This window comes from Rhodococcus sp. C-2, from assembly GCF_027854095.1.
Lineage (GTDB): Bacteria > Actinomycetota > Actinomycetes > Mycobacteriales > Mycobacteriaceae > Rhodococcus_F > Rhodococcus_F qingshengii.
Map to the genome: position 1 here is coordinate 92771 of NZ_JAQGFI010000004.1, position 24706 is coordinate 117476.

Genomic DNA, 24706 nt, shown 5'->3' on the forward strand with positions numbered 1-24706 from the left:
GCCATGATCAGGGGCCTTCTGCGGTCGGAGAAATCTCGGTCAGCCAAGGGTACAGGGGTCACACTCGCGAGAGTCGCTCGTTGCCTGAGTCTGCCAGCACCGCATGCCGGGCGACGCTGGTGTTCAACGGAAATGCCGACACAGCGAGGGTGTAGCAGCCGACGAGCAGTAGTGCACCGATCACGTCGCTCGGGCGGTGCCATTGCAGCACGACTACCGAGATCGCGGTTCCGATGGTGATCAGCGCACCGTTGACCGCAACGACCGCCCGCCACCTCGAGGGCGTGACGATCACGATCGCGCAGACCAGAGCAGCTATGGCCGTCAAAGTGCCGCTGGGGAAGGAATTGTGCATCACCAGACCGTTCAGGTCCGGTCGATCCAGCGATTGTTTGAGAACCCAAGCCGTCGTGATGGGACCGAGGGTCACGACGACGACGCGTAAAGCTAGCGCAATCGGGTTGTTGCGCAATGTGATCATGAGCGCCACGAGCACTCCTCCCACTATCAGTATCGGGGTGACGAGGCCGATGAACTCGGCGGAGAACACGCTGAGGCGTTCGGAGGTGGCCGCACCCACCATGAGTTGTTGGTCGACGATCTGACCACCGGTGGTGTTGACCGCCAATTCGAATTCGACGACTCCGAGGATCAAGAGTGCCAGTGCGGCAATCAGTCTCGCTGGTTTGACTCGTGTCATGATCAGCCTTCCGCTCTCTCGTCCGAGGGGTTGCTCAGTTGTGGCGGGCATTCCCCGCCAGGAGTGGTTGCCAATTCGAAATGCCACATCTCGTTGGCGTAGGTCTGGCAGAGGCCGTAATCGCTGCCGTGCTGAATGAGCCAGTCGTCGGCGTCGGTCGGTCCGATGTCGACGGCCTGTCCACTGACATGCTTGGACAGGCTCGGCGAGTGCACCCACTTGGACGCTTCGTCCACGCTGCCGTACTTGACGACGGCTTCGTCGAACAGTCGCTGTTGGTATGCCGCGGACCGCCAACCCGACGTGACGTGCATGTCCACGCCGGATGCCTGTGCGTCGGCCGCTGCCGACTGGAGCGCCGCGAGCAGTGCGGAATCGAGACGGGCAAGCGCGGGCACATGAGTGTCCTGCAAGCTGATGCCGTCCTCGATCTCGCCGCCTGAAGGTCCTGAATCAGGCTGAGTGGCAAGGTAGTTACCGCTCTTCGGTTGTGCTTCTTCTGTGTACGAGCAGGAGCTGAGCGCGACCGCACCGAGCACGACTGCACCGAGTGCGACGAAGCGGATGATTCCGCGGTGGCTGGGCATACAACAGAGACTTCTCGGTCAGTGTCACCGGCAGGTGGTCACCGTTCGTCGACGGTGTCACGGTCTGCAACAGCTCTGTAACAGGACGGAACGGGGCTGGTGAGCGCGCGCTACGCGGGGCGCGGGATCGACGCGAAAGTCGACAGCTCGAACCACGAAGGCAGGCTACGACGCAACGCAGTAGGCCCAGAAATGGTGACGTCACCGGACCGTATGGCGTCCGACCAGGTCAGGTTACCTCGCCAGATCTCGGTCATCTGTCGCAAGCCCGCAGAGACCGACACTGCAACGTCGAAACCCGGATCGATATCGCACATGTCCACCTCACCGGAATTGATGACGAGCCACCAGTTCCGCGAATGTCCACGTACTCCGGAGAATGCGAAGTGCACCACGGTCTTGCCTTCAGGCACCACGGAATGATCCACGCGGCGATGCATGTCCCACAGCAGCAGCTTCGGATCCAGATCTTCGTCGCCCAGTTCACCGATCCACCTGGTACCCCAGATGCCGAGAGCTTCGACCACAGGGCGCAGTTCGCGGCCGGCGTCGGTCAGACGATAGCTGACGACACAGTCGGTTTCTTCTCGCTCCACGATGCCGGCGACCGCGAGTTGGTGAAGCCGGGTCGAGAGCAGAGTCGGTGACATTCGCGGGAGCCCGCGGCGGAGATCGTTGAAATGTTCGCTTCCCATGATCAGTTCGCGGAGGAGAAGCAGTGTCCACCGCTCGTCGAGTAGCTCCATCGCCTTGGCGACGGGGCAGAACTGGTGGTACGAGGACCCCATCTCTCGATCGTAGGCCTCCGGGGTGCTCCGGTACAGATTTCGTACTGGAGAGGAGTGAACCGTCGTCGTAGCGTCGGAGTAACGGCATGAACGCTGTCGGGCTCCGAGTACGAAAATTATTGAAGGAGAACGGTAATGAGTGAATCAACGGGGACTCTCGGGTTGGACCGGGAGCTGAAGGCCAAGCACCGGGCAATGTGGGGGCTCGGTAACTATCCGGCGGTGGCGACGCAGGTCATCGCGGAACTCGGACCTGTATTGGTGCGTGAATGCGGCGTGCAGAAAGGAGATCGGGTGCTCGACGTCGCGGCGGGGTCCGGCAACGCCGCCATTCCGGCGGCTGCGCTGGGTGCGCAGGTGATCGCCACCGACCTGGCTCCCGAACTGTTCGTGGCAGGACGGGAGGCCGCGGCACTCGCGGGTGTCGAACTCGATTGGCAGGAGGCCGACGCCGAGGCTCTTCCGTTCGGCGACAACGAGTTCGACGTAGTGCTCTCGTGCGTCGGTGTGATGTTTGCCCCGCATCATCGGCGCGCCGCGGACGAACTTTTGCGAGTATGCCGACCCGGCGGAAAGATCGGAGTGCTGAGTTGGACTCCGACGGGGTTCATCGGCGAGATGTTCAAAACGATGAAGCCGTATGCACCGCCCCCGCCTCCTGGTTCGCAGCCGGCGCCTTTGTGGGGCGACGAGAACCATGTTCGTGATCTGCTCGGCGATGTTGCCGCAAGGAAAGACGTACTTCGTGTGGACACATTCAGCGGGCCGGAAGATTTCCGCGATTTCTTCAAGAAGAATTACGGCCCGACCATCGCGGTGTACCGGAACATCGCCGGCGATCCTGACCGCACACAGGCGCTCGATCGCGATCTGCTCGAGTTGGCAAAGAAGTACGGCAGCGGAAGCGAGCCGTTCGTGATGGAGTGGGAATACCTGCTTCTCACCGCGACACCCGACGAGGGCGGTGCATGATGACGACGGTCGAGTTCGCGCCACTGAAATCGGCGATCACGGGTTCTGTGTTCAGCCCCCGAGATCCGGAGTACGACGACGCCAGGTCGATCTGGAACGGGCAGATCGATCATCGTCCGGCGGTGATCGCCAGGTGCCGGTCGGCGTCGGATGTATCTGTGGCACTTGCATTTGCCAGAGCCCATTCGTTGGAGGTTTCGGTCAGAGGTGGTGGGCATTCCTACCGAGGTACCTCGGTGTGTGAAGGCGGTGTGATGATCGATCTCAGTGCGATCAACGTAGTCAGTGTCGCCCCGTCCGCGAAGCGAGCCAGGGTCGGTGGTGGTGCGACGATTGCCGACCTCGACGCCGCGACGCAGGAACACGGATTGGCAGTGACCGGTGGAGTGATCAGTGATACCGGCGTCGGTGGCCTGACCCTCGGCGGCGGCATGGGGTGGTTGACGCGCACGCTCGGCCTGGCGATCGACAATCTGGTGTCGGCAGAGGTGGTGCTCGCCGACGGTTCGATCGTGCGGGCCTCCGAGAACGATCACAGCGACTTGTTCTGGGCGCTGCGCGGCGGCGGTGGAAACTTCGGAGTGGTCACCGAGTTCGAGTACCGTCTGAGCGAGATCGGTCCGGAAGTGCATCTGGGACTGTTCTTCTGGGGGATGGAGGACGGACCCGCAGCGCTTCGTCTGTGCCGCGAAGTGGTGCCTGCCCTGCCGAGAAATGCCGGAGCGATGGTTGCCGTCGGTTTGTCCGCGCCTCCGGCACCGTTTGTTCCGGATCAGTTTCACCTGCTGCCCGGATACGCGTTGCTGGTAGCCGGTTTCGGATCGGAAGAGGAACACTCGAACGCGATTGCGCCGATTCGAGAGGGCGTGCCGACGCTGTTCGAGTTCGTCACCCCGCTCCCGTACATCGGTTTACAGTCGATGCTCGACGAATCGGAACCATGGGGTGCATACGCCTATGAGAAGGCCTTGGACCTGGTGGATTTCTCCGACGCCGTGATCGATGTTCTGACCGAGCAAGCGGGCAAGAAATCGTCGCCGATGTCCTTCATGCCGATCTTTCCGCTGCAGGGAGCTTTCACCTCCGTCGGCGAGGACGACACTGCGTTCGGTGGTTCTCGCACACCACATTACGTGTGCAACATGACGGCTACGGCCACCGATGCCGGGACACTGGAATTGGATCGATCGTGGGTGCGTGAGACCTGGGAAGCCTTGCGTCCGTTCTCGTCCAATCAAGGCGGGTACGTCAACTTCATGACCGATGTCGACGAGGACCGAGTGCGAGCGTCCTACGGTGCGGCGAAGTACGCGCGATTGTCCGCCGTCAAGGCGAAGTACGACCCGGACAACGTGTTTCACCTCAACGCAAACATTCTGCCCGCGTAGAGCGTCCGGTCAGGCCGTGAATACCAGGATGACGACGATCAGTGCGGCCAAGATGATGACGGCAACCATGCCTGTCATGGCGAGGGGAGCCCAGGCCACTACCTTGTCGCGGGTGCTGGCATCGGCGGGGCCGGTCGGTATCCGCGGCGGCCAGGAGAACATGTCCATGGGGCTGGGGACGTTCCGCAGTGGCGTGTTCTGTTGCACTGCAGGCAGTCCGGTGATCGTGGAGCCGGTCAGGCGATTGCGGCGGTGTGGGTCGGCGAGTTGTGTGGTGCGGTGAGCCCACGCCGGCACGGCGCCTTCGGACGAGTAGACGGGAGCGTCGATCAACTGCTCGATCGTGCCACCGCCCGTCGCGGCTGCAGCGAGCGCGTCGCGTGCCTGAGCCATCGTCGGACGACGGGTGGGGTCCGGCTCGAGGAGCTGAAGGAGAACGTCGGTGAGCGGTCCGGACTTGGTGGGTCGGTAGATCTCGGCCTTGGCGACACGATGCAGTAGAGCGATGGCGTCCGAGTCGATGCCGAAGGGCGGTTGACCCTCGATCACCGTGTAGAGCGTCGACCCGAGTGAGAAGACGTCACTGGCCTCGGTGGGATCGTCGCCGCGGGCAACTTCGGGTGCAAAGTACGCGGGAGTGCCGGTGATGACCTCGTCCTGGGTGTCGGATACGTCGCTCTTTGCGCGGGCGATGCCGAAGTCACTGATCTTGACGGTGCCGAGAGACTTGCCTCGGTCGGCGATCAGGATGTTGCCGGGCTTGATGTCGCGGTGGACGATGCCGGCGGCGTGCGCCTCGGTGAGCGCCGCAGCGATCTGCGCGCCGATCTGCGCGACCTCCAGCGGTGGCAACGTGTCGGCCAAGTTCATCGCCTGGGCGAGGCTGCGGGCGGGGAAGTACTCCATGACCAACCACGGTTCACCGGACTCGATCGCGACGTCGTACATGGCGATGGAGTGGGGGTGGGTGAGCTTTGCGGCGTTCCTGCCTTCGCGCAATGTACGTTCACGGACCTCTTCGGCCGTTTCGGTGTCGAGGCCTTCCGTGCTTGTGACCTGTTTCACCGCGACGTCACGGCTGAGGAGGGTGTCGCGGGCCAGCCAGACGGCGCCCATGCCTCCGTCGCCGATCTTGGAGCGGAGTCGGTACCGCCCCGCCAGCAGGTATTCGGGCCCGATGCCCCTCCCGGTCTGCTCCTGAGCTGTCACATCTCAAGGTTAATGGATTGATGCCACTGTGACGCTCGAGGCTCCTGTGAACTGGGTTTTTTGCTCTGCTTGACGTGTCGGGGGTGACACGGTTTACTGAAAACAGTTCGAAAATATGTTCGAAATTGCTGTTCGTTGGATGCATGTCAGACCCGACTTCCCCGCGGTTTGCCGGCTGGTTATGGATTGCTGCCGAGTGAGTTTTTCCGGTGTTCCGGAGGATGGGGATGACCGAGGTGACCGAGTTGGTGGAGCTGTCGGCAGATGCGGCGGGGTTGTCCCGTCAGGATCGGCTGGCACAGCTCCGCCGACAGATCGCGTCCATTCCCTCTCGCGGCGATACGTCGTTTTCGGGACCGAGTGTTTCCGTGGCTGGTGTTTCCGGGACAAGTGCAGCAGCCTTCGAGAGTGTTGCCGACCGGGACATACCGGTCGTGAACCGCGCGCACAAGGCTGGTGTTCTCCCAGTGCCGGAAGGTATCGGGGCATTGCTACCGCAGGGCGGTTTGGTGCGCGGAACCGTGGTGTCCGTCGAGGGCGCTGCTTCCTTGCTCTTGGGATTGGTCGCGTCCGTGACGGCGTCCGGGGGGCATGTGGCAGTCATCGGGCAACCTCGACTGGGATTGCTGGCGGCGTACGAGATGGGTGCGCAATTGGAACGTCTGGCGCTCATTCCGGCGCCTGGGCCGGATCCGGTCGAGATCGCTGCTGTGCTGCTCGACGGTATGGATCTGGTGATTCTGGGATTGGCGGGTGCGTCGGTATCCCCGTCGCGTGCGCGAGCGGTGGTGGCGCGCGCCCGGAGCAAGGGCTCGACTCTTGTTGTCACCGAAGGTCACTGGGACGGGGCCGAAGTTCGGTTGGACGCTCGGGTTCATGGTTACGGTGGGTTCGGTCAGGGCCGTGAGTTGGGGCGTGGTCGGCTCAGTTCCCTGAGCCTCGCGGTTCGTGCTCGGGGGCGCTCGTTCCAGCCCCGGACCACGCGTCTGGACATCTGCAGTGCAGCCGGGCGGGTCGAGTGGGTACCTTCCCGGCCGGTCGAGGCCGTGTCGGAGCAGGTGGTGTCGTCGCGGGTGGTGTCGTCACGGGTGGTGTCACTGTGAGCAGAGTTCTGGCGTTGTGGTGCCCGGACTGGCCGGCGGTGGCAGCGGCAGCGCTTGCCGATCTTCCTGCCACGCATCCTGTCGCAGTCACCTCGGGTAATCGGGTGATCGCATGTTCGGCGACGGCCCGCGCGGAGGGAGTGCGACGAGGCCTGCGCCGACGCGAGTCGCAGGCCCGCTGCCCGGAACTGTATGTGGCGATGGCAGATCCGGAACGCGACGCCAGATTGTTCGAGCCGGTCGCCGCGGCCATCGATGCGGTGGCACCGGGCGTCGAGGTACTTCGTCCTGGTTTGTTGGTGCTCAGTGCGCGAGGTGTCAGTCGGTACTTCGGTTCGGAGGAAGCCGCGGCGGAACGATTGGTGGATCAGGCATCTGCTGCGGGCGTCGAGAGTCAGGTGGGTGTGGCGGATCAACTGTCCACAGCGGTCATCGCCGCGCGCCGGGCAGCGCTGGTGCCGCCGGGGGAGGGGGCACGGTTTCTGGCGCCGCTACCCATGCCGGAGTTGGCGGCCGAGCCCAGTCTGTCTGCGCCGCATCGCGGGGAGTTGGTGGATCTGCTGCGCAGGCTCGGGATCAGAACCATCGGTGCTTTCGCGGATTTACCGGCAGTGGACGTCGCTTCGCGTTTCGGGGCCGATGCGGTGCTCGCGCATCGTGCGGCGCGCGGTGAACCCGAGCGGCCACCGTCGGCGCGGACGCTTCCGCCGGATCTGGAAGTGGAGCAGCATTACGATCCGTCGATCGAGCGGGTGGATGCCGCAGCGTTTGCCGGGCGCGCCTTGGCGAGTCTCCTGCACGACAAATTGTCGGCTGCCGCAGTGGCGTGCACCCGCCTGTCGATTTCGGCCAGCACGGGCAACGGTGAAAATCTTTCTCGGACTTGGCGTTGCGCCGAACCTCTGACACCGGAGGGAACGGCCGATCGAGTGCGATGGCAACTGGACGGCTGGCTCACCGGGCGCAGTGGGACCCGGCCGACCGCAGGCATAGCGGTGTTGCGTCTGGAACCGGTGGAGGTGGTCAGTGCCGGCGCTTTGCAGTTGGGGCTGTGGGGCGGTGTCGGCGACGAGGAGGAGCGGGCCAGGCGAGCATTGGTGCGCGTGCAAGGTCTTCTGGGCGGCGAATCGGTTCAGGTCGGTGTCCTGAGCGGTGGTCGAGGGCCCTCGGAGCGAATTACCCTGTTGCCCTTGGGTGACGAGCGGGTAGCTGCTCATGATCCGACAGCCCCGTGGCCTGGTCGTCTGCCGCAGCCGTCTCCGGGGTCGATCTTCGTCGACAATCCCAAGGTATGGCTGGAGGATGTGGCCGGCAACGCCGTGTACGTCACTGAGCGCGGTGTCTTCAGCTCGCAGCCGGGAAGGCTGAAGTGGGGGAGCAAGGAATGGGCAGTGCAGGGATGGGCCGGGCCCTGGCCGGTGGACGAGCGATGGTGGGACGCAGCCTCGGCGCGCACGGCCGCGCGGGCTCAGGTGCTGTTGGAGGAATCGCGGGCGTTGCTGATGATCTGTGAAGGCGGTGGATGGTCGGTGGAGGGCGTGTACGAATGAGCTCGTAGGTACAGCCAGCTGTACCAGACATGGTCGAGTCGACTGTACGAACAGTAGGGGCGCTGGCGCCATCGCACCGACGCCATCGGGCGCCTAGCGTTGATGACATTCAAAAACTCACTGTTGCAATGATTCTCGTCGTTGCAACTCTTCGCGAGGAGTGTCATGAAAACGGCGGGTCGAGCTGACGTTTCCGGAACCGATCGACTTCACTACGAGCCGATGGAGCTACGCGACGCACAACTTCTGGCATACGACGAGTCCGGCGAAGGCCGGATCGTGGAGGTGTTCGGCGATGTCGCCACAGCCGAGCACATCATGATCTTCGTGCCGGGCAACGACAACGGACTGGGAAACTACTTCGACGAGAACCGTCCGACAGGACCACGCGCGAGCGGATGGACACTGGGAAGGATGCTCCGAACGCTCGGGCCGAACGACCGCGTCGCGGTGATCGTGTGGGTCGGTTATCGGACGCCGTGGGGATTTCTCGAGTCGTTCTCCCGGACACTTGCAGAACTTGGTGCGATAGATCTGGCGCGGTTGACTCGTATCTTGCCGCGATCGGCGCATGTGACGCTCGTCGGACACAGCTACGGGGCCGTGGTGTGCGGACTCGCTCTCCCGTCGGCGCGAGTGGACGATTGCGTGGTGCTGGGTAGTCCGGGGATGGGGACCAGTTCGCGCGAAGACCTGTGCTTTGCCGGAAATCTCTGGGCTGCGCTTGGTCCGTCGGACTGGATCCGCTATTTCCCACGCGTCAAGATCGGCCGCATCGGCCACGGCCCGTCTCCAGTTCGGGCGCAGCACGGAGCCATTGTTTTCGGTACCGGAGCCGTTCGAGGGCATTGCGGCTACTTCGCCGATGCAAGCGAGTCGCTGCGAAACATCGCGAGGATCGGACTCGGTCGCTACGACGAGGTCACGCGACCAGGGGAGTTGCAGCCTCGGCTGACCGCGTCAGCAATCCGCGAGGACGGGTCTATCCTGGGAACTCGTGAGTGTCGCTAACGTACGAAGTGCCGGCGGGGTCCAGATCAGCTACCGCGATTCCGGCTCGCATCCCAGTGTGGCCGATCTGCCTCCGGTAGTCCTCGTGCACGGGATGGGCGGCGACAGCGGTACCTGGGACAAGTTCGCGCGGACCTTGCGATCACGCAACCGGCGAGTTGTCTCGGTCGACCTTCGCGGCCACGGCCGGAGCGCTCGTGCGTCGTCGTATCTGTTCGAGGAGTTCGCGGACGACGTCATGGACGTGTGTGATCATCTCGAACTCGAGCAGGTGGACCTGGTCGGCCACTCGCTCGGCGGGCACGCGGCGTCGTTGATCGCGCAGAAACGTCCCACTGCGGTGCGGAAGTTGGTCATCGAGGAAGCGCCGTTACCACTACGTGCGGGTGACCCGGAACAGGTGTTCGCGAGGAAATTGCCGAGTGTCCCAGAACTGTGGCATGCCACAACAAGTTTGGTGCGGCATCCGCGAGCCGCGTTGACGTTCGATCGCTCGATGACGCGGTCCGCGCTCGAGCAGTTCCGCCGACCGGATCCGCAGTGGTGGGATCGGTTGCCGCTCATCGAGGCTGACATGTTGTTCCTGCGTGGAGGTCTGGGCGGGATGGTGGATCCTGTTCGCCTCGACGCTGTTGCAGCCACCGTCGCACGCTGCGAATTGGTCTCTTTCCGTACCGGCCACAGTGTCCACCGCGACGGTCATCGCCAATTCGAATCCGTTGTGTTGCCGTTCATTTCCTGAAAGCGCAATACTCGATCGGTGATGCCACGAACCCATCCGAAACGTGTGTGGCACCGAATGTACTTCCATGCATACCAACGGCAACGACTGGTCCGCACACGAATACATCGACGCGGTAGCACGGTCCGTTCACGGTGAGACCGTCCGATGGCCGCAGGGGCCGAGCATGGATGCGGTGATCGTCCTTCCCGTTCATGCCAGGCACCATCCGGGGAAGAACGCAGTTCTGCTCTGGAATCACGACTTCGGTTGGTCGTGGGGTGTCGAGGAGGCTGATGTGCGAAGGACGATTTCGATAGTCGACACCCTCGGTATCGGCCGGACACCGGATCCGCTGCGCTGTGCGGATCGGGTTATCGAACTGATCAGCGCACGGGCAGTTTGCTCGCGCATGTGTAGCGAAGAGTGATTCGGTCAACTCTGGGGCGACAACGCCTCCGAGAGGACGACGCACGTGAACCCAGAGAACGTTCCAGCCCCGCATTGTCATTCATTGCCGCGCCGGACGTTCCTCGGTGGCGTCGGTGCTCTTGTCCTCGCGGGAGTGGCAGACGTCGCGGCCGGCGCGGTGAGCGCGGTGCCGGTACAAGCAGCACCCGCCGATCGGTTTCCGCAGAAACCCAACATCGTTGTCATCATCACCGATCAGGAACGCCGGTCGATGTACTGGCCCCAAGGCTGGGCTGAACAGAATCTGCCCAACCGCAAGAGGATTGCCGATCACGGGCTGAGTTTCGACCAGGCAGTGTGCAACACCGCGATGTGCTCGCCCAGTCGCAGTACGTTCTTCACCGGCCTCTACCCCGCGCAGCACGGGGTCACCAGAACGCTCACCGAAGGTGGCACTGTCTCACCCACCGAGCCACAGTTGCAGGTCTCCGAACAGAACATGGCAAAGCTGCTGGCGTCGGCCGGCTACAACGTCCAGTACCGGGGGAAATGGCATCTGAGCAAAGGCGTCGAGGGTGGTGATCCGACAAGCGAGGACGTGGCAGGATTCGGCTTCGAGGGGTGGATTCCGCCGGACGCGGGCCAGGACACCAATCCGGATCACTTCGGTGGCGGGTGCGCAGACCATGATCGCCGTGTCGCCGAGGAAGCTGTCGAGTTCCTCTCCGGACCCGCAGTCACATCCGGACAGCCTTGGGCGCTGATCGTCTCGTTCGTGAACCCGCACGATGTCCTCGCGTACCCCCAGACGTGGAACGCGATGAACGGCACGTGCGACAACTACGGATCGGACGCGCCGGGCGCCTTCGAGCAGGGTATCGACTTGCCGCCCACCTTCGACGAGATCCTGGCGCTCAATCACAAACCGACAGCCCAGGTTCAGTCGGAACTGCTGTTGGCAGCCGGGCTCGGGCCGCTGCTCGGACCCGATCAGGCGCGTAACTACATCAACTTCTACGCCTATATGCACAAGGTGGTCGACGAACACATCGGCAGCGTGCTCGACGCGATCGAAGCCACTCCACAGATGCTCGACGACACGGTGATCGTTCGGATGTCCGATCACGGGGAGATGGGGATGAGCCACGGAGGTTTGCGGCAGAAAGTGTTCAACGCCTACGAGGAAACACTGCGCGTTCCACTGGTCATCAGCAACCCCTTGCTGTTTCCCGAACCCGTTCGCACCGACGCCCTGGCGTCGTTGATCGACGTGATGCCCACTCTCGCCACGCTCGCCCAAGCGCCTGCGCGTCAATCGTGGAACTTCCTGGGTACCGATCTGACACCGGTCATCGTCGACGCTGCCGCTTATCCGCAAAGTCCCAGCACGCAGGTTCAGGACACGATTCTGTTCACCTACGACGATCAGAACTGTGCGACGCCCGACGGTCAGAACATCGTCACGCAGCCCAACCACATTCGGTGCATACGCGAGAGCCGCTGGAAGTACACGATGTACTTCGATCCTGCGGGAGTTGCTGCGCCGCAATACGAACTGTACGACTTACAAGCCGACCCCTTGGAACTGAACAATCTCGCCAATCCGCTCAACATCGGTTCGTATCGGCCGGATCTGGCAGCTCAGATGAACGCCAAGCTCTTCGCAGTGATGGAGACCAAGGGTGTTTCCCTGAAGGAATAGATCGAATTTCGTCAAAACTGATTCACGTTTCAGTTCTGCGGGCATGCTGGTGGGGCATCTGTCTTCGGTTCGGGAAGAAGGAATGTCATGACTGTCACCTCGCCGGGGCGAGAAGGTTTCAGTTCTCTTCGGTCGGGAGGGTTGAACTGGGATTCGTTCCCACTCCGATTGTTCACCAAGGGAAACGCCAAATTCTGGAACCCAACCGACCTCGATTTTTCGCAGGATGCCCGTGACTGGCAGGAGCTGACCAGCGAACAACAGCGCAGCGCCACCTTCCTGTGTGCGCAGTTCATCGCCGGTGAAGAAGCCGTCACCGAAGACATTCAACCGTTCATGAAAGCAATGTCGACCGAGGGACGATTCGGCGACGAGATGTACTTGACGCAGTTCTGTTTCGAGGAAGCCAAGCACACCCAGGTGTTTCGGCTGTGGATGGACGAAGTGGGATTGACCAGTGACCTGCATTCCTACGTCGCTGACAATCCGTACTACCGGCAACTGTTCTACGAGGAGCTGCCGTCGTCGCTACGCATTCTCGAGACAGACCCCAGCCCGGTCAACCAGGTGCGTGCCAGCGTCACGTACAACCACGTCATCGAGGGCAGTCTGGCGTTGACGGGTTACTACGCCTGGCAGAAAGTTTGTGCGACGCGCGGAATCCTCCCTGGCATGCAGCAATTGGTGCGAAAGATCGGTGACGACGAACGACGGCACATGGCTTGGGGAACGTTCACCTGCCGAAGGCACGTCGCCGCCGACGATCACAACTGGGACGTCGTTCAGCAGCGGATGGGTGAACTCATGCCCATGGCCCTCGGAATGATCAACTGGGTCAACGATCAATTCGAGGTGCAGCCGTTCGGTTTGGACAATCAGGAGTTCCTCGAGTATGCCGCAGACCGTGCGCAGCGCCGACTTTCGGCGATCGAGTCTGCACGCGGGCGCGACGTCGCCGAGATCGACCTCGACTATTCGCCGGAGACCCTCGAGGAAAAGTTCGGGGCAGAAGATGCCGCTGCGATGAGTGAGGCGGCCAAATGACTGCGAATTCTATTGGGGCCAAGCCGAGTTCTGGATGACCTCGACAAAATCGATGTGCCGAAATCCCGGCACAAAATGTTCGAGTACGTCAGCGTTCACCGTCCCGAACGTGCTTTCGGGACGGTGCTTGAAGCCGTCGGTGAAGGCCTTCAAGATCTGATTCTTGAAATCCGGACGGGGGTGAGCCGCGGTGACGGCGTCGATGTCGGCCTGGTCGAGTTCGCTGTATCCGATTCCGAGTACATCGGTCTCCACACCCGCTGTCACCAAGGCGATTTCGGGCTCCAGCCGCGAGGGGACCTCGGGCGTCGTATGTAGAGCGATGCCTTCCCACACTTTGCGGATGTCGGTTTCGTCGACTTCGTAGCCGGTGAGGAATCGCCGCGCTTCGTCCGCGCTGTCCAATTCGAATCGCGCCGTACTGTCCCGGAATTTCTCGGTGAGCCCCAGGTCGTGAAACATGGCGCCGACGTAGAGCAATTCGGGGTCGGCGTGCAGTCCCAAACGCGCGCCTTGCAGCGATCCGAAGAGGAAGACGCGTCGCGAGTGGTGAAACAGTAACTCGGACGCCGTATCTCGGACGAGTTCGGTGGCGTCGGCAGCCATCTTCGAATCGGGGATTTTCGCACCGGCAATGATCGTGTTCATCGGTACCTGCTCTGCTCGTCGCTGCTGCGAATTTCTCGGTCTGTCCCAGTGTCGGTCGAGCACGCACGCGGGCGCACCCTGATCTCGGCCATACTGTCCACAGATCAGGACGAAGGGGAGCGATCGTGACCGCAGTGCATCGAGTTGCCGTCCTGGTGTTCGACGGCGTCAAACTGCTCGACGTCGCAGGTCCGAGCGAGGTGTTCGCAGAGGCCAATCGCGGCGGAGCGAACTACGAGTTGGTGATCTGCTCGGTGGGTGGACACGATGTCGACTCGTCGACCGGCATGCGCATTCCGGTCGACTGTGACGTCGCAGATTCCGGTTCCTTCGACACGTTGCTGGTCATGGGTGGCGACGTGTTCCCGTCGATGCCGGTGAGTCCGGAATTGCGTGAGGCAGCGAGCGATCTTGCGGGACGTTCGGGTCGGGTTGCCTCGATCTGTACCGGGACATTCATCCTGGCGGCGAGTGGACTGCTCGATGGACGCCGCGCAACGACGCATTGGCAACACACGGCAACGCTGGCGCGCGCCTATCCGCAGATCACGGTAGTTCCCGACGCCATTTTCATCCAGGACGGCACGGTGTTCTCGTCTGCGGGTGTGACCGCCGGGATCGACCTCGCGCTCGCATTGCTCGAGCGAGATCATGGTGCAGAAATGGCCCGACGTGTCGCACAGCTTCTGGTGGTATTTCTCCAACGTCCAGGTGGGCAGTCACAGTTCTCGCCGTCGTTGAGCGGGCCGCGGCCCCGGGTGCCCGCGCTTCGCGCAGTGGTCGAGGCGGTGGCCGCCGATCCGGCGGGGGAGTACTCGGTCGACGAACTGGCTGCCCTGGCGCACCTGAGCCCACGGCATCTGACGAGGCTCTTTCGGGAAGAACTCGGTACGACGCCGGCCAAATACGTCGAGTTGATCCGTTTCGACTCCGCGAAAGCGCTCCTCGATGCCGGCCACTCGGTGACCGAAGCCGCGCAATTGGCGGGATTCGGCAGTTCGGAATCCCTACGACGAGCATTTTCGACGCATCTCGGAATCTCGCCGCAGGTGTACCGCCGTCGTTTTCAAGCTTTCGGCTGAGACTGACTTTCGTGCTTGCCTTGCGGCGGGCTCATGCCCTGCTTGTCGAGCCAGGCAAGGCTGTAGTCCGCGATCTCACGCCAGCCGTGGTCGATGGTCAGCGAGTGACCTCGATCGCCGAAGACCTTGTATTCGTTGATCGTCGGGGCCTTGGCGTACTTCTTGAACGAGCTGTCCGAACTGGCTTTCGGGACTGTGCGATCCTTGCCGCCGCCGATCATCAGGAGTGGCCCGCGGCGGGCGTTGAAATCTACTGCAGCGGGGCTGTGGGGCGCGAAGTTGGCGAGTGCTGCCTCGAACAAGGGCCGACCAGGGGCGGGAATCGCATACTGCTCGAACAAGGCGTCGGACTCGTCCTTGGACACGGCGCTGGCAAAGGATTTGTGGAACGACTCTCTGTTGTGTGAGTACGCCTTCCGGTAGTTCCCGGGGTTGGACAGGACCGGGAAAACACTGCCCAGTTGAACGAGGGGAAGTTTCAACACCCCTTTGGGCTGAGCCGGGTCGATGGCAATTGCCGCGGTCGCCAGCTTCTGGCCGAGAAGTTTCTGCGCGATCAAACCTCCGAACGAATGCCCCACCACGATCGGTGGTTCGTCGAGATCGGCTATCACCTTGGCGTAGTGATCCGTCACGTCCTCGATGCCGTGTCCCGCGATGTCTTCCGGGTGTTCACGCGTCTCACCCACGGTCGACGCGTCCCCTGGCCACCCCGGCGCCATCGTGGGGTATCCCTGCGCGTTGAAAACCTGCGCCCAGGGGTCCCAGGTGGTCGGGTGCATCCAAAGTCCGTGGATGAACAGAACAGTCGGGTTGGACTTGGGCGACATGCGCGCTCCCCGCTATCGGACCGATGATCGATACGGAATGCCCGCTTTTTACAACCTCATTCACATTTGAGGCGAGCTCTTCCGTCGGGCCGTTCCGTTCTGTTGTGCGAAGATGGCACGATCGTGGCATGGCACCAACTGGATCTGCGAAGGCGATGGCACTGTGGACCACCGCTTTTGTTGTCTCACAAGCGAATATTGCTCGCCTACTCGGGCCGGTGGCTCCCAAAGTATTGGAAGTGCAGACGGCCTTCTCTGCTCGCCGGTACGTCGAAATATTGGACTCCATGGACGCAGAGGCCACGGCACGATTTCGTAGTCACTACTACCCCGACTTCGTACATCCCGCGATCTACGCGATGGCTTTGCGGTCAGCGGGCACGAGGCTCGGGGAGCGGGTTCCCCTTTCCCCGGCAACTCGGCGCGCCCTTGCCGTAGTGCCCGTACTGTCGGCGGCCGGCGACTACGTCGAGAACGTGGTCGGACTCCATTTCCTCGATCATCGCGACAGGATCACCGACTCGAGGGTTCGCGCCGCTTCGACCGTCAGTATTGCCAAATGGGTGCTCGCACTCGGAACTCTCGGATATTTGTCGCAGGGTTTTGTCAGAGTATGGGTATCGCGAAAATGAGGAGCACTGATGGCAGTCGAACTCGGCACCGAATACTTCGCTGACGGAGCAGAGTTCCGTCGATGGCTGTCCGAGAACCACGAGGTGGTCCCCGGCCTTTGGCTGAAAATGGCCAAGAAGACCTCGTCGCACAGTTCAATCGACTACGACCAAGCGTTGGACGTTGCCCTGTGCTTCGGCTGGATCGACAGCCTCGCACGGCGAATCGACGACGATTTCTTCGTACAGAAGTTTTCACGACGCACCGCGCGGAGTCCGTGGTCCAAACGCAACGTCGAGATAGTCGCCCGCCTCGACGCTGCGGGACTTCTCGAGCCCTCCGGCATCGCCGAGATCGAGAAGGCCAAGGCCGACGGTCGATGGGATCGCGCGTACGAGGGATCAGCCAAGGCCGAGGTCCCGAAAGACTTTCTCGATGCGCTCGCGGAAAACCCGAAGGCTCGTGAGTTCTACGCGACGCTCAATTCCACCAACCGATTCACCATCGCGTACCGACTGCAGGAGGCAAAGCGTCCGGAGACGCGAGCCAGGCGGATCGAGAAGTTCGTGAACCAGCTTGCGGAGGGCAAGAAGTTCTACTGAGCTGCCGCGTCACTGGGCCACAGGGACTTGCTAATCGACACCCAGCGAGGCTGACACAATGGGCCTCGTGATCGAAGCCGAAACCTGTTCCGCACTGTCTGCTGTCGATGAGCCGCTGGCAGGCAGCGCTGCCGTCGTGCGGGGCTGGGTATGCCTCGAATTCAATGCCGCGTGGGGTCGTGACGTGTTGGACGGTACGGCCTTGGGGGAGGACCTTGCCGCCGAGCTGAGCCGCCGAGCCGATGCAGCGAACGTGCGAATCATGTTCGTTCGGCGACCCGGGCGTACCGATCCGATGACTGATGGACACACCGTCCTGCTTGCGCGCTCCGATCCGAGCGACTCATGGTGTGAAAGGTTGCACATCGATTCGCCGATGGAATTACTCGACGTCGATTTCTTCTTGTTGGATGGGCCGCCACCAGGACTGGGCGAGCAAGTGACCGAGCCAGTCGTATTGGTTTGCGCACACGGCAAGCGCGACCAGTGCTGCGCTGTATTCGGCAGGCCGATCGCCGCAGCGCTGATGTCGTCCTTCGGACCCCAGGTGTGGGAGTGTTCGCATACCGGCGGGCACCGATTCGCGCCGTCGATGATCCTGTTGCCGAGCGGCAATACGTACGGACCGTCTGTCCGCAAGTGAGAGTGTCACGGCCGTGGAGGTGGCTTCCCGAGATCAGGTCCATTTGCCGGGCCTGCGTGGACGGAGTTGTTGGTCTCCTGCGGGGCAGGCTTCGGAAATTGCTGTGCGACAGCAAATAACCTGCGGAATCGACGACTTGGCTGTCATCGAGCAGGCGAGTGACGGGACATGCGTCGTCGCACATGTGGACGGCCGGCGATGGGCGGTGGAGACGGCACTCTCCGAACTCGCGCCGCGTCCACCGAGTTGCGGCGCGGCGTCCAAGCCGGTCAGGCCGGTTGTCGTCACGTCGATTCGAGACCTGTGATTTCATCGTCGGTTTTCTACGATCAGTCTCGATGAACTCGGGTGTGGGTCATCGCTACTGCAACAGGAGCGCAATGACTGCGGGCGGTAATTGACGTTGTCCGAGGAGGTTTACGCGTTGGCATCCGTCGAGTTCGACTGCCATCCGCGTGCCGCCCGATCCGTCGGGACGAAGTACGTCGATCGAAGCGATGTGATGGGCGACGAGATCGCATGGGCCTGCAGGTGGCGCGGTGGATGCAACCTCCATCAGATCAGTACTCTGCTGGCGTGACAAGCGGATTCGGGACTCGGGCAGCGGCGGTTCGGTGGAATAGCGGCACACCAGTAGTCTGCCGACGTCGGAAATCGGTGTAGCCAAAGCTGTTTCCGTCAGTGGGCGCGCGTGAGTGTCTTCGTGTTCTGCCATGCGACTCATGTCAGCTTCAGTGGTCGTCGCGAACGGTTGTCCGATCGACTCCGCGCAGGTTCCGGCGTCATCGGAGGAGATGCCGTCGACCGGATGCTGCGCGCGGCTGATCTCATGTAGTTGGCTCAGGGCTGCGTGTGGTTTCTCTTGCAGTCCGCAGGGCGCGGTCGGCCAGGTAGGGCGTATGGCTGCTCCTGCTTCGTCTACCAGCCACAAACCGGCTGGCGGGACGAGACGGTACGCGCAGTCGGCCCGGACGTTGGCAGGAAATCGACGAGACTGTTCGCGGAATGCATCGTCCACCGCGTGGATGTCCCCCTCGAGGCGTATGGAGTCGATGGTCAACCCACCGTCGGACGTTTCTCCGCGTTCGCATCGAACAACGGCAACGGGGCTGAAATCAGGAGGCGGGTAACCACTTCCCTCGGGGCGAAGTGCGATGCTGCTGTCGCGTGCCTCGGGGGCTACGAGCGCGGCGGTGATATCAGGGGCGAGGCAGTCTGCCCGATCGACCGCCGTCGCGACCGGTGGAGTGAAAGATTCATAGTCTCGAACGCCGGTCCAAACCAACGCAACGGCGACGACACTGACGACGATGATAAAGACCCCAGCTGTGAATCGTCCACTCATACATCGACACTATGTGCTTTTGCGATGGATTGAGGCGAAGTCTCGACCATTGCGGGTGCGACGTAGCATCGCTGCTATGACAGTCGATTTGGTTGCGCCTGACGAGGCCTTGTGGGTGTCCTGGTTGGAGTCGCGTGACGAGTGGGGTGGACCGCAGGCGGATCAGCCCGGTTCGGCGTTGGGAGTTGCGCAACGTCTGGATCTCGACCTTGCCTCCCGCGATGGATTCGGGCAGTGGGTTCAGGAGTTGTTGGCGCAGCCCGAGGCGTTACCGGGTCCCGACATTGTCCCGGCAACCAACTGGTGGATCATTCGAGACGGCAGGTATCTCGGTGCTATCCAGTTGCGGCACAGCTTGAATGAGTTCTTGGCTGATCTTGGTGGTCATATCGGCTACGGGATTCGGCCGTCGGAACGGCGGAAAGGGATAGCGTCGGCTGCTCTGCGGGAAGTGCTCACGTATGCCGGCGACCCGGTGGGGCTCAGTGGCGTCCTGATTACGTGCGACGAGACCAACGCGGGTTCGCGTAGGGCAATCGAAGCGTGCGGGGGACTTCTCGATAGCGTGCGCCCAGCTGATCAGTTGTCGCGCAACCTCGGCCATTCGGGAGACACGCTTCGCTACTGGGCGGCCACGGGCCGGTCAAGCGCCAGTTGACCGTTTTTGACCGTCAACGGGAAGTCGCGGTCGCAGGGTAGGCGACACGGGACGCGATGCTTTCGCTGAGGTCGTGGATTTCTGCGGCGAGGACGTCTCGGCTCTTCGTGTCCGACTCGTGAACGAAGGTTGTCGATCCCAGTGTGGCACCGCAATATTCGATGATTCCGCGTTCGATCTGTGTCCGGAAGGCCTCGTACACGCCGTGTCGGTCGAAACTCTCGGCGTCGTCACCTGCGACTGGAATCAGGTGGACGGTGAGTCGGTCCAGTTTCTTCACGAATTCGCTTCCCGGGGTGAATTCGTACGCCCATCCGCTGACGAAGACTCGATCGATCCAACCTTTGAGTAGTGCGGGCATCGACCACCAGTACATCGGAAACACGAGAATCAGATCGTCTGCACGATCGATTCGGTCCTGCTCGGCTACAACGTCGGCCGGGGGAGTCCCTTTGCCGCGGAACAGGTTCACATCGGCTTCGGCAAATCGGGGATCGAAATTCTCGGCATGTAGGTCCGCGAAGTCGACGTCGCCGCCCAGGTCGCGGATCGCGTCGGCGGTAGAACGGGCGACATGCTGGGTAAGTGACTGGGGATCGGGGTGGGAGACTACGACGAGTGTGGTCATGAGCGTCCTTCGGTAGATGGTGCGCTTATGTACTAAGAGTAGGTTACTATTGGTATATAGCGCAAGGAGGTGTCCGATGGCACGTACGAGACTGTCGCGAGCCGGCAGGTACGAACAACTCGTGGAGGTGTCGTGGGCATTGGTGCGAGAGGAGGGTGCGGACGCGCTGACCCTTGGTCGGTTGGCTGAACGTGCCGGCGTTGCAAAGCCAGTTGTATACAGCCATTTCGCCTCTCGCGCCGCGTTGTTGGCAGCGCTCTTCAAGGAATTCGACGATCGTCAGACGGTGATGCTCGAGGAGTATCTCGATGCCGCGGATGAGTCTCTGAACGGACGCGCGAATGCCATCGCCGACTCCTACGTCGGATGTTCGCTGGCGCAGGGGCGTGAACTGACGGGTGTGCTTGCAGCGCTTGAGGGTTCGCCCGAGCTGGAGCGGGTCAAGCGTGAATCGGAACACGCCTATTCCGAACGATGTCGGGAGGTGCTGACTCCCTTTGGTGCGGGCGGAGGACTTGCGCAACCTTCGATGACCGCAATATTCGGTGCTGCAGAGGCACTCTCGCATGCGGCGGTAGCGGGAGCGCTCTCGCCCGACGATGCTCGAAGCGAACTTGCCGCACTGATAGTCGCGGTGGTCGGCCGGACCTGAGGTCACCGGTTATCTTGGTGCCCATCCAATTCGACGCGCTCACGCATGGATTCGGATATCGCTGTCAGAGTTCTGACGAACGCGTCGATCGCGGGAGCAAATGGAGGTTTGCCGTAGGTTGCGACGGAGACAGTGCGTCGCTCGCCGGGAATGCGGTGTGCGCGGATACTCGGGTTCTGATGTGTCTGGAGGGCGAGGGCCGGAAGGGTGCTTACCCCGCTTCCGGAGGCGACCAGGGCTTGGACGGCGACGTAGTCGTCGGTCTCGAACTCGATCCGCGGAATGAATCCAGCTCGATTGCAAGCGGTGAGGAGGTGGGCTCGGCAGCTCGGGCAACCGGCAATCCAGGTCTCACCGGCGTAGTCCGTGATCTCGTTGGCGGCATCTGCATTCCGCGCAGAGGTGATCAGGTACAACGGATCTTCCAGTAAAGCCGTCTGCGCGACATGCTTGAGCCCGACTTCAGGGGTGTCCTCGTGCGCGAAGACAACAGCTACGTCGACATCGTTGTTACGGAGCAGTGCAAGTGCTTTGGGTGGTTCTGCATCAACGAGGCTGATGGACACATCGGGGTACTGGGACGTGAACGCTGCCATCGCCTGCGGAATCAAACTCGCCAGGGCTGACGGGAATGCGGCCAGTCGTACCCGCCCGGCCCTCAGTCCTGCGTACGTCTGGACTTCGGCTACCGCTGCGTCGACGTGGCCGAGGATCTCGGTGGCTCGCCGAACCAGCACTGCGCCGGCGTCCGTCAGGCGCAGTCCACGACCCGCTCGCTGGAACAGTGGAACCCCGACTTCCGATTCGAGCTGTCGAAGGTGGTGACTGATGGAGGGCTGCGCGTAACCGAGAGAATCGGCGGCGGCTGTCACCGACCCTTCCTGTGCAACAGCGACCAGGACCCTCAGTCGAATTGGATCGAGCATGCCAAAATCATAGAAGATTTCGATGCTTTGGACGAAAACACGTATTGGATCTATGAATCGGTGTTTGGCAGGGTGAATCACATGGCACCGGCATCTGATCTCACGGCATCAAACCAGCTACATCCACCCGTATGGGCAGACATCGAGCGTGCCAGTCAGGTCGTCCGTCGGCATCTACCGGTCACGCCCCTGATATCGCACCCGACCTTGGGTGCGGGCTCGTGCAGCCAATTGTTCGTCAAACACGAGAACGTGCACCCCACGGGTGCGTTCAAGGTTCGCGGCGGACTGAACCTGGTGGCAGGACTGGATGAGGCGACGCGGGCGCGGGGGATTGTCGGCTACTCGACCGGAAACCATGCTCAATCCTTGGCGTATGCCGCGGCGGGTGCGGGCGTGCGGTGTGTGATCGTCATGCCGGTTGGGGCGAATCCAGTCAAGGCTCACGCTGTCCGCATGCTCGGAGCCGAGCTCATCGAGCACGGTGTGAACTTCGACGAGGCACGTGCTCATGCCGATTTCATCAGCGAACGTGACGGCCTGCGTCTCGTGAGCGCCGCCAATGAGCCGGCAATCCTCGCCGGTGTTGCAACGGCCTACGTCGAACTCCTCGAACAACAACCTGATCTGGACGCGGTGGTGGTCCCAGTCGGTGGCGGCAGCGGTGCGGCGGCGGCGTGTCTCGTCGCCAGTGCGCTTGCACCGCACCTCGAGGTGTTCGCAGTGCAGTCTGAGGCCGCACGAGCCGCACATGACTCGTGGAGTTCCGGCACGTGCGTCGAGCGCCCGAACACCACCCGTGTCGAAGGGCTTGCGACCGGTGCGGGGTTCGCACTCACTCAACGTGTCTTGCGTGAACGCCTCGGGGGATTCCTGCTCGTCACGGACGATGACATCACCCTCGCGCAGCGGGCGTTGCTCTACGACGCTCACACTTTGAGCGAAGGCGCCGGTGCGGCCGCACTTGCTGCGGTCTATGCGCATCCGAACACCTTCGCTGGCAAGCGCGTTGCTGTTGTCTGCACGGGCGCCAATGCCTCCGAGAATGAGATCCGCAGGGTCGTCGGCTGACCGATGGCATGATCGGAACCATGGGCCAGTTTGGTAGGGCGGCACCAATTTTGCATCGCGTATGTGTGTCTGGAACAAGATTTCGCTTCCACGATTCAGCAAAGTGAACAGGGTCGCATCTCGCGACAGCAAGGCCACCGTGGAGGAGACGTGATGCTGCCGACAATCGTCGTTCGGGACGGGACTGTGCTCGATGGTAGAGGGAGCCCGCCCAGGAAAGCGGATGTTGCGATCTCCGGTGACACGATCGTGGAAGTCGGAACGATCGGTGCTGTGCCGGGGGCGATCGACATCGATGCTCGCGGTTGCATGGTGGCTCCCGGTTTTGTGAATGTGCTCAGCCATAGTTACCTCACGCTGCAGCAAGACCCACGAGGATTGTCGGACTTGTATCAGGGGGTCACAACCCAGGTCTTCGGTGAAGGCGTGTCTCTCGGACCGGTCACGGGTTCGATGACTCCGGCGATGCTCGGATTGGGCGCGATTCCAACTGGGGTGCAATCACATTGGCCGAGGTTGCATGATTTTCTCGAATCCTTGGAGACGAACGGCGTCGGTTTCAACGTGGCGAGCTTCGTCGGCGCGGCGAATCTGCGCATGGTGGTTGCGGGTGTGGACAATCGCCTGTTGAGTGAACAAGAGCTGGCCGAAGCGTGTGCCCTGCTCGACGAGGAGCTTGAAAATGGAGCTCTCGGAGTGGGTTCGGCTCTGATCTATCCACCCGGAAGCTATGCGGATTCCGGCGAGTTGCGAGCATTTTCGCAGGTGCTCGCCAGACACGATGCCGTCCATATCTGCCATCTCCGAAGCGAAGGGCAGAGGTTTCTCGAAAGCATCGAGGAACTGGTCGATATCGCTCGAACGACAGGAGCGCGCGGGGAGATCTACCACCTCAAGGTTGCTGGTAAGTCGCACTGGCACAAAATGTCCGAGGCCTTGCAATTGGTTGAGTCGGCTCGCGAGGACGGTGTGCGAATCACCGCGGACGTATATCCGTACGAGGCGGGGAACACGCTGCTCAGTGCCGCGTTGCCACCGGAGTTTCGGTGTCGTGACACGACGGCCGGGCGCACGCACCTGAACTCGACCGGTGTCCGAGAGCAGATCCGCGAGAGGATCCATCGTGAGGACGAGGACTGGGAGAATCTCTACGCTGCGTCCGGAGGCGCCGATGGGGTGACGATCTTGTCCGAGGTACCGGCACTCGGGATCCGAGCGGGGGAAGCTCTGGGATCTATTGCTCGGAGGATGGGGCATCACGACCCGGTAGACACCATACTGGCTGTTCTCGACGCTCTCCCCACAGCCGAGGCTGCCTATTTCATTGCGTCGGAGGACAACACGCGAACTGCCTTCGAGCGTCCCTGGGTTTCGGTTGGTTCCGATGCCGATGCTCAAAGCACGGAGACCCTTTTCGCGGGGCAACCCGTCCACCCCCGTTCATTCGGAACTTTCGCCCGTATTCTGAGCCGCTACACCCGCGGCATTGGCGGGCAATCAGTCGAGGAATGCGTTCGCCGAATGACCAGCCTTCCTGCTGAAAACTTCGGTTTGGCGAAGCGGGGCTACATTGCGCCAGGGGGATACGCCGATCTGGCGATCTTTGACCCCTCGCAGGTAGAGGATCTCGCGACATACGACAACCCAAGAGTGTATGCGACCGGAATGCGGCACGTTGTGGTCAATGGGCAACCGGCACTGTCGGACGGGGTGCCGACGGGGATGCTTGCAGGGCGCGCACTTCGGCGCTCGCGCAACGGGTTCGATGCAGTGAGGTGACGAGCTGGCACCGGGGTCAGCTCCGGATCGGCGAAGCGGCCACT

At 62.1% G+C, this 24706-nt stretch carries 25 protein-coding genes and 1 pseudogene; 17 read left to right on the forward strand and 9 right to left on the reverse strand.

The window, feature by feature from the left end:
* Window positions 1–58: 58 nt before the first annotated feature.
* The 3 genes from PCS43_RS09545 to PCS43_RS09555 form a co-directional block, all read right to left on the reverse strand.
* Window positions 59–700: a phosphatase PAP2 family protein gene (locus tag PCS43_RS09545; RefSeq protein ID WP_047270193.1), complete on the reverse strand. Its 642-nt coding sequence runs from the start codon at window positions 698–700 to the stop codon at window positions 59–61.
* Between the two features lie 2 nt (window positions 701–702).
* A complete protein-coding gene (locus PCS43_RS09550) occupies window positions 703–1287 on the reverse strand; it encodes a M15 family metallopeptidase (protein ID WP_003940687.1) in 585 nt (194 codons plus the stop codon).
* A 110-nt stretch (window positions 1288–1397) separates the two neighbouring features.
* A complete protein-coding gene (locus PCS43_RS09555; protein ID WP_003940889.1) occupies window positions 1398–2075 on the reverse strand; it encodes a winged helix-turn-helix transcriptional regulator in 678 nt (225 codons plus the stop codon).
* A 135-nt stretch (window positions 2076–2210) separates the two neighbouring features.
* On the opposite strand from PCS43_RS09555, the gene PCS43_RS09560 reads away from it, so the two are divergent.
* Both PCS43_RS09560 and PCS43_RS09565 read left to right on the forward strand, forming a co-directional pair.
* A complete protein-coding gene (locus tag PCS43_RS09560; protein WP_047270192.1) occupies window positions 2211–3047 on the forward strand; it encodes a class I SAM-dependent methyltransferase in 837 nt (278 codons plus the stop codon).
* Window positions 3044–4435 carry an FAD-binding oxidoreductase gene (locus PCS43_RS09565; RefSeq protein ID WP_047270191.1) on the forward strand — a complete coding sequence of 464 codons (1392 nt, stop codon included), beginning with the start codon at window positions 3044–3046 and terminating at the stop codon, window positions 4433–4435. The genes PCS43_RS09560 and PCS43_RS09565 overlap by 4 nt, the downstream gene beginning before the upstream one ends.
* Window positions 4436–4444: 9 nt before the next feature.
* Here PCS43_RS09565 and PCS43_RS09570 read toward each other — a convergent pair whose 3' ends face one another.
* Window positions 4445–5644 (reverse strand): serine/threonine-protein kinase, encoded by a 1200-nt coding sequence (locus PCS43_RS09570; RefSeq protein WP_003940952.1) that lies wholly within the window; start codon window positions 5642–5644, stop codon window positions 4445–4447.
* Between the two features lie 227 nt (window positions 5645–5871).
* Between PCS43_RS09570 and PCS43_RS09575 the strand changes: the two genes are divergently transcribed.
* The 7 genes from PCS43_RS09575 to PCS43_RS09605 all read left to right on the forward strand — a co-directional run bounded on the left by PCS43_RS09575 (window position 5872) and on the right by PCS43_RS09605 (window position 13186).
* A complete protein-coding gene (locus PCS43_RS09575) occupies window positions 5872–6747 on the forward strand; it encodes a hypothetical protein (protein WP_030535119.1) in 876 nt (291 codons plus the stop codon).
* Window positions 6744–8297: a DNA polymerase Y family protein gene (locus PCS43_RS09580; protein ID WP_047270190.1), complete on the forward strand. Its 1554-nt coding sequence runs from the start codon at window positions 6744–6746 to the stop codon at window positions 8295–8297. The genes PCS43_RS09575 and PCS43_RS09580 overlap by 4 nt, the downstream gene beginning before the upstream one ends.
* 165 nt (window positions 8298–8462) lie before the next feature.
* The gene (locus tag PCS43_RS09585) at window positions 8463–9308 is read left to right on the forward strand and encodes an alpha/beta hydrolase (RefSeq protein ID WP_070162768.1); all 846 of its coding nucleotides are present in this window, start codon (window positions 8463–8465) and stop codon (window positions 9306–9308) included.
* Window positions 9295–10050, forward strand: a complete 756-nt coding sequence (locus PCS43_RS09590) for an alpha/beta fold hydrolase (protein ID WP_030535116.1) — start codon at window positions 9295–9297, stop codon at window positions 10048–10050. The genes PCS43_RS09585 and PCS43_RS09590 overlap by 14 nt, the downstream gene beginning before the upstream one ends.
* Window positions 10051–10117: 67 nt before the next feature.
* On the forward strand, window positions 10118–10459 hold the full coding sequence (locus PCS43_RS09595; protein ID WP_003940902.1) for a DUF6292 family protein: 342 nt from the start codon (window positions 10118–10120) through the stop codon (window positions 10457–10459).
* A gap of 45 nt (window positions 10460–10504) precedes the next feature.
* The gene (locus PCS43_RS09600; RefSeq protein ID WP_125050549.1) at window positions 10505–12142 is read left to right on the forward strand and encodes a sulfatase-like hydrolase/transferase; all 1638 of its coding nucleotides are present in this window, start codon (window positions 10505–10507) and stop codon (window positions 12140–12142) included.
* A gap of 87 nt (window positions 12143–12229) precedes the next feature.
* Window positions 12230–13186, forward strand: coding sequence for a R2-like ligand-binding oxidase (locus PCS43_RS09605; RefSeq protein WP_003940790.1), 957 nt, complete (start codon window positions 12230–12232; stop codon window positions 13184–13186).
* 9 nt (window positions 13187–13195) lie between these two features.
* Here the strand turns inward: PCS43_RS09605 and PCS43_RS09610 are convergent, their stop codons facing one another.
* Entirely contained in the window at window positions 13196–13834 is a 639-nt protein-coding gene (locus tag PCS43_RS09610; protein WP_209908079.1) for an HD domain-containing protein, read from the reverse strand.
* A gap of 125 nt (window positions 13835–13959) precedes the next feature.
* Here PCS43_RS09610 and PCS43_RS09615 point away from each other — a divergent pair, with 125 nt between their 5' ends.
* Window positions 13960–14916 (forward strand): GlxA family transcriptional regulator, encoded by a 957-nt coding sequence (locus PCS43_RS09615; RefSeq protein ID WP_030535113.1) that lies wholly within the window; start codon window positions 13960–13962, stop codon window positions 14914–14916.
* On the opposite strand, the gene PCS43_RS09620 is transcribed toward PCS43_RS09615, so the two are convergent.
* Window positions 14901–15746: an alpha/beta hydrolase gene (locus PCS43_RS09620; RefSeq protein ID WP_042923446.1), complete on the reverse strand. Its 846-nt coding sequence runs from the start codon at window positions 15744–15746 to the stop codon at window positions 14901–14903. The genes PCS43_RS09615 and PCS43_RS09620 overlap by 16 nt on opposite strands.
* Window positions 15747–15874: 128 nt before the next feature.
* Between PCS43_RS09620 and PCS43_RS09625 the strand changes: the two genes are divergently transcribed.
* The 3 genes and pseudogenes from PCS43_RS09625 (at window position 15875) to PCS43_RS09635 (ending at window position 17910) form a co-directional block, all read left to right on the forward strand.
* On the forward strand, window positions 15875–16378 hold the full coding sequence (locus PCS43_RS09625) for a hypothetical protein (protein ID WP_075832765.1): 504 nt from the start codon (window positions 15875–15877) through the stop codon (window positions 16376–16378).
* A gap of 9 nt (window positions 16379–16387) precedes the next feature.
* Window positions 16388–16960, forward strand: coding sequence for a YdeI/OmpD-associated family protein (locus PCS43_RS09630; RefSeq protein WP_007727476.1), 573 nt, complete (start codon window positions 16388–16390; stop codon window positions 16958–16960).
* Between the two features lie 58 nt (window positions 16961–17018).
* Window positions 17019–17910: pseudogene (locus PCS43_RS09635) on the forward strand (sucrase ferredoxin).
* Between the two features lie 54 nt (window positions 17911–17964).
* Here PCS43_RS09635 and PCS43_RS09640 read toward each other — a convergent pair.
* Entirely contained in the window at window positions 17965–18948 is a 984-nt protein-coding gene (locus PCS43_RS09640) for a hypothetical protein (RefSeq protein ID WP_209908081.1), read from the reverse strand.
* Between the two features lie 76 nt (window positions 18949–19024).
* Here PCS43_RS09640 and PCS43_RS09645 point away from each other — a divergent pair, with 76 nt between their 5' ends.
* Window positions 19025–19606 (forward strand): GNAT family N-acetyltransferase, encoded by a 582-nt coding sequence (locus tag PCS43_RS09645; protein ID WP_209908083.1) that lies wholly within the window; start codon window positions 19025–19027, stop codon window positions 19604–19606.
* A gap of 13 nt (window positions 19607–19619) precedes the next feature.
* On the opposite strand, the gene PCS43_RS09650 is transcribed toward PCS43_RS09645, so the two are convergent.
* Complete coding sequence (locus PCS43_RS09650) at window positions 19620–20234, reverse strand: NAD(P)H-dependent oxidoreductase (RefSeq protein WP_003940783.1); 615 nt, start codon at window positions 20232–20234, stop codon at window positions 19620–19622.
* Between the two features lie 76 nt (window positions 20235–20310).
* Here PCS43_RS09650 and PCS43_RS09655 point away from each other — a divergent pair, with 76 nt between their 5' ends.
* Window positions 20311–20886, forward strand: a complete 576-nt coding sequence (locus tag PCS43_RS09655; RefSeq protein WP_042449699.1) for a TetR/AcrR family transcriptional regulator — start codon at window positions 20311–20313, stop codon at window positions 20884–20886.
* 2 nt (window positions 20887–20888) lie between these two features.
* On the opposite strand, the gene PCS43_RS09660 is transcribed toward PCS43_RS09655, so the two are convergent.
* Complete coding sequence (locus PCS43_RS09660; RefSeq protein ID WP_209908085.1) at window positions 20889–21812, reverse strand: LysR family transcriptional regulator; 924 nt, start codon at window positions 21810–21812, stop codon at window positions 20889–20891.
* An 81-nt stretch (window positions 21813–21893) separates the two neighbouring features.
* Between PCS43_RS09660 and PCS43_RS09665 the strand changes: the two genes are divergently transcribed.
* Window positions 21894–22883, forward strand: coding sequence for a threonine ammonia-lyase (locus PCS43_RS09665; protein ID WP_050656871.1), 990 nt, complete (start codon window positions 21894–21896; stop codon window positions 22881–22883).
* A 153-nt stretch (window positions 22884–23036) separates the two neighbouring features.
* A complete protein-coding gene (locus PCS43_RS09670; RefSeq protein WP_007727452.1) occupies window positions 23037–24662 on the forward strand; it encodes an N-acyl-D-amino-acid deacylase family protein in 1626 nt (541 codons plus the stop codon).
* Window positions 24663–24706: the final 44 nt, after the last annotated feature.